Origin of the sequence: Candidatus Synechococcus spongiarum SH4, from assembly GCF_000586015.1 — a bacterium.
Lineage (GTDB): Bacteria > Cyanobacteriota > Cyanobacteriia > PCC-6307 > Cyanobiaceae > Synechococcus_B > Synechococcus_B spongiarum_F.
The window spans coordinates 1-4,977 of the sequence record NZ_JENA01000122.1 but is presented as its reverse complement, the minus strand read 5'-3'; the positions used below and the strand labels follow the sequence as shown (position 1 = coordinate 4,977).

Here is a 4,977-nt window from a genome sequence, read left to right as displayed (position 1 = left end):
CCGTGGTGCGTTTGCCCAGCCGCAACTGCCATGACCAGCCATTCCAAAATGCTTCAGCATCTTAGCCAGCCCCTGTCTTGCCCCTGGGACAAGCCACGGACATGGCGAGGGGTTGTAGCCGGGAGGCAGCTTCAGGATCGCCACCGCCATCGCGGCGCCCACCACGGCCACCGCCTCCCCCCGCTGAAGCACGGCGAACCGCCGCCATGGGGGGCGCCGGGCCGGAACCGTGGAGCCGCAGTTGGGTGGTGCGACCGTTCACAGGGGGATTCAGCACAGGGGGATTCAGGTGGCCGGTGGGGATGGGCAACGGGCAAGAGGACGCCCGCCGCCTTCATGGATAAGGATTGTGTACAGTGGTCAACCGACTCGTTCTGGAAGCGGTGACCTTTGAAGCCTTGGATCAGCAGGAGGAAGTGACATGAAGCCGAGAATCTCTGAACCGGCATTCAATGTTGCGTTGGGTAACGTCATGGGGACGAAGCATCCGCGCTGGCGCGACCGCATCGGGATCGAGCAGACAGGCGTATTGCGGGAAGGCGCCGGGCTCAAACCGGACATCGTTATCCGTCATCCCGGCGGCCTCCCGGTGGTGATAGAAACCGAATACAGCCCGGCGCGCACAGTGGAAAGCGATGCCCGCGCCCGGTTGGGCAAGATGCTGCAAGGTGATGGACGGCCTATTGAACAGTCCATCGCCCTCCGCATACCCAACAATCTGGCGGCAGGAAACCAGCAGGACCTGGAGCAGTCCATCAATGACGCCTCACTTGAGTTCTGCGTCTTTTCCGGGGACCCCAAACATCCGGCTCGTTGGCCAGAACACGGTTGGATTCAGGGTGGAATCGACGATTTGGCTGCCTGTATTGAGCTGGCGGCATTGTCGGAAGACCGGATTGCCGAGGGGCTTGAAATACTGGAGCTCAAAATCTCTCAGGCTGCCAACCTGTTACGTGATCACTGCGCTGAGAGACCTGCACAACTTGAATTAATCGCAAGTAAGTTACACCAGGAAGATGGGATTCAAACAACGAGGATGGCCATGGCCATTATCGCAAACGCACTGATCTTCCAGACGGCAATTGCTGGCACTGGCAATAAGGATCGGTCTTTCGTTATAAAAATACTCGATGACCTGCGCGGCAAAACCGGACGAATCCCTAAAATTAATGTGATGCGGCACTGGTACAGCATCCTTGACGAGATCAACTACTGGCCAATTTTCAAAATCGCGTCCAACCTCCTTGCATCTGTTCCCGATAGAGTAGCGCAAATGATCCTTGAGCGAATGTTGGAACTGTCTTCGGAATTAACAGAGCTTGGCACGACAAGCCAGCACGATCTCAGTGGACGCATGTTCCAACGCCTGATTTCTGATCGGAAGTTCTTGGCCACATTTTACACACTACCCAGTTCTGCTGCGTTGCTTGCGGAGCTTGCCGTTGCACGCCTCGATACCGATTGGTCGGATAAGGAGGCAGTGAAGGCGCTGCGAATTGCCGACTTCGCCTGCGGCACGGGAGCACTGCTCAATGCAGCTTATCAGGCCGTTCTCTCCCGTTACAGACGTCATTCCGGGGACGATAGGGAACTCCATGCCGCCATGATGGAGGCAACGCTTGTCGGCTCCGATATTATGCCAGCGGCAACGCACCTTACGGCCTCGGTGCTGTCCAGCGTCCATCCTGAAGTGCCGTTTGCCAGTACCTCGATTATCACGCTGCCTTATGGAGAACAACCTGCCCATACCGGCCAACCCACGGCCTTGGGGGCTCTGGATCTGATCGGAGAGGAAACCACCATACCGCTCTTTGGCACAGGTCAGGAAAGATTGAGCGGCAGCGGCAGCGGCAATGATCGACGCATCGATATTCCCCACGGCGGCTTTGATCTTGTCATCATGAATCCCCCCTTTACGAGGCCGACAAACCACGAGGTGGCCGATGTTCCCGTCCCTTCTTTTGCCGGCTTCGCCACAAAGGAGGACGAGCAGAAGGCAATGTCCCGTAAGCTAAACCGGATCCGCAGGCCGGGAATGGCGGGCCACGGCAATGCCGGTCTTGCATCGAATTTCATGGATATCGCCCATGTCAAGCTGAAGAGTGCCGGCGGTGTGCTGGCGCTGGTGCTCCCGGCCTCCTTTCTGCAAGGAGACTCCTGGGCCAGCGCACGGCGAATGCTTGAGGAGCACTACAGGGACGTTGCCATCATCAGCATTGCGGCGACGGGTACAACGGATTGTGCCTTTTCCGCCGATACTGGAATGGCGGAAGTCTTGATCGTTGCCAACCGCAAAGACAACAACAGGGATAACAACGAAAACGCGAACAGGAATGTTCTGTTTGTTAATCTTTTCCACCGGCCCCGATCAATTCTTGAGGCCGTTGCTATTGCCTGGACCGTGGGTCGATTGCCTTCTGCCGGGGAACGTTTCGGTCCCATCTCCGTGGGAATGGGAGAGCGGCTGGGCTGTTATATCCGGGGCACGCTTGACGAGATGGGAAGTGCTGGCTTGCGTTCGCCTGAAACGGCAGAAGCGGCGGCGGCGCTGGTGCGAGGAGAATTGCAGCTTCCCCGTCGTTCAGAATCACTGTCTCTCCCAATCTGCCGGCTTGACGATCTTGGCCGGCGCGGGCTTCTGGACAGAGATATCAACGGCACGGCGGCAGGGACAGCCCGCGGACCGTTCCATATCATCTCACTTTACCCCGGTCAGATCCCAACCTACCCTGCCCTGTGGAGGCACGAGGCCCGGCGGGAAACCCGATTGATCGTTGGCCCGGACAGCGTGGCCGAAGTCAGGTCCGGGAACAGACAACAGGCAGTTGCAGCCTGGCAGAACACATCGTCACGGCTACATTTCACCCGCGACTTCCGCGTCAACTCCCAGCCGCTTGCCGCCTGCATGACGCCGGAGCCGTCCATAGGCGGTCGGGCATGGCCGAACTTCCTTTGCCAGGAAGAGCCCTGGGAAACCCCCCTCGTCCTGTGGGCCAACACGACGCTGGGGCTCATGGCCTTCTGGTGGATTGGCACACGTCAGCACCAAGGGCGGGCAGCACTCACGATCTCAAGGCTTCCGGCCCTGACGGTACTGGACCCACGGCGGCTCTCGGATGGCCAACTGGAGCAGGCCAAGACCATATTCGACGCCTTCAGGAATCGGGAACTGCTGCCGGCGAACGAGGCCTGGCGAGACGACGTTCGCCAGGCGCTTGACCGGGCCGTGTTGATGGACCTGCTGGGGCTACCGGAGGACATGATGGAGTCCCTGGACCTGCTACGGCTTCAGTGGTGCGCAGAGCCGTCCGTCCACGGCGGCAAGGGAACCGCCCCCCCTTGAGGGCTGGTTCAAAGCCCCTCAGGAGCCTTCCAACAGGGGTGCAATCAAGGCGTCCACGTCGATCTGTCGCGGGTCGCCGGCCTGGGGATCCGGAGCCAGGCTGTGGGCGGGCAGCAGGCTGAGCACCTGGGGTGGGGTGGCGTCGGCGGGATAGACGAGCCGCACCACCACAGTGCGCTCCTCACCCGGGGCCAGGGTGACGACGCCCAACAACGGCCCCGGTTGCCCACGGCGCTGCACCAGATGGAATACCCGTTCCCCTGGGGAACCATCCAGCCCCTGCACCGCCACCGGACCGCGAAATCGCACCGGCGTATTGGGTGAGGGGGTCGCCAGGGACACCACACCGGCCGGCGGCTCCCGCTCCTGGGGACTTTCCAGGGCCAGTTCCAGGGTCACCGATTCCGGGGTGTCGTTCAGCAGGGGCAGGGTGAGGTGGTACTCAACTCCGTAGTTGCCATGGGCCGCCCAGGCGGTGCCGGGGTAGAATGCCGCCAGTGGGGCAGTCTGCACCTGGCCTGTGGTCATGGCGCCCCCCACCAGGGCGCTGATGGGCCAGCCCACGGGAACGGACCGCACCGAGAGCACATCCCGACCCGGATCCGTCAAGCGGGCCTGCCACCGAGCGCCCCGTTGCACCCCGCTGACCCGGGAATAGACAATGCCGCCCTGGTGGCCGGGGGGTGTGGGCTGATGCCCCTTGGGGCTGAGGGGACCATCCAACAGCCCCACCAGGGTGGGGAGATCAGGGGGTTCATCATGGAGCGACGCCACCATGGCCAGGGCCACCGGGCCGGAACTGTGGAGCCGCAGTTGGGTGGTGCGACCGTTCACCGGGGGATCCAGATGGGTGGTGGGAATGGGCAACAGCAGGAGGGCCTGGGTGCTGTGGGGCGGCAAATGCCAGCTTGGGGGCAGGCCGGGGGTGCTGTCCCCCCGCAGCAGGGCGCCCGCCACCCGGGACCCGGGTCCGGCGTAGATGGCCCCGGCTCCCCCCAGACCACGGCGCAAAGGCTCCTGGTCCAGCCGTGCCGCCGCCACTCTGGACAGGGGCGCCCGGGGGACGTTGGCCATGGTCTCGTCCGCGGCGGCCAGGTTTTCTTCCAGGATGCTGGGCAGGGGCAGAAACGGGGCATCGGGTTGGCTCAGGGCCGTGGCCCCCTGCTGTGCCGTGATGGTGACGGGCCGGTCTGCGGCATTGCCCGCCAGCAACGCCAGCCAGGCGGTGGTGGCGCCGTGGGCGGGGGGGGCATACACGTGGTGGCTGAACACCGTGAAGTTGCCCAGGAACCGCTGATCCAGATGGGCCTCCGGATGGGCTCGACCGACGGGAGAAAAGGTGGAGAGCAGGATGCCGCTGGCCTTGACGGACTCAGGGTTGTTGTCGTTGAAGACCAGGGTTTGATCCAACCGGCCGGGGAGGGGCCGCAGGGCCTGGAACCGCTGGGTGCTCTGGGCCTGGGCCGGCGCCGTCATGGCGGTGGGGGCGGCCGCCATGACCAACGCCGCCAGGACGCTGCAGAGGCCCTGGACCGTCACGGACTGCAAAGGATGCCGACCCATGGGTTACGGGGTGTTGGCGGATCCGGCCGGCGCCGCTGGTTGGGGTCCGTCCCTCAGCACCGTGGCGGTGG

General features: G+C 62.9%; 3 protein-coding genes. 1 reads left to right on the top strand and 2 read right to left on the bottom strand.

From position 1 onward, the window contains the following. Positions 1–61: 61 nt before the first annotated feature. Positions 62–310, bottom strand: a complete 249-nt coding sequence (locus tag BG35_RS0106410; RefSeq protein ID WP_025782177.1) for a hypothetical protein — start codon at positions 308–310, stop codon at positions 62–64. Between the two features lie 162 nt (positions 311–472). Here BG35_RS0106410 and BG35_RS0106405 point away from each other — a divergent pair, with 162 nt between their 5' ends. Next, positions 473–3,343 (top strand): DNA methyltransferase family protein, encoded by a 2,871-nt coding sequence (locus BG35_RS0106405; protein ID WP_152535200.1) that lies wholly within the window; start codon positions 473–475, stop codon positions 3,341–3,343. Between the two features lie 18 nt (positions 3,344–3,361). Here the strand turns inward: BG35_RS0106405 and BG35_RS0106400 are convergent, their stop codons facing one another. Continuing rightward, entirely contained in the window at positions 3,362–4,840 is a 1,479-nt protein-coding gene (locus tag BG35_RS0106400) for a DUF3370 domain-containing protein (RefSeq protein ID WP_071994805.1), read from the bottom strand. Positions 4,841–4,977: the final 137 nt, after the last annotated feature.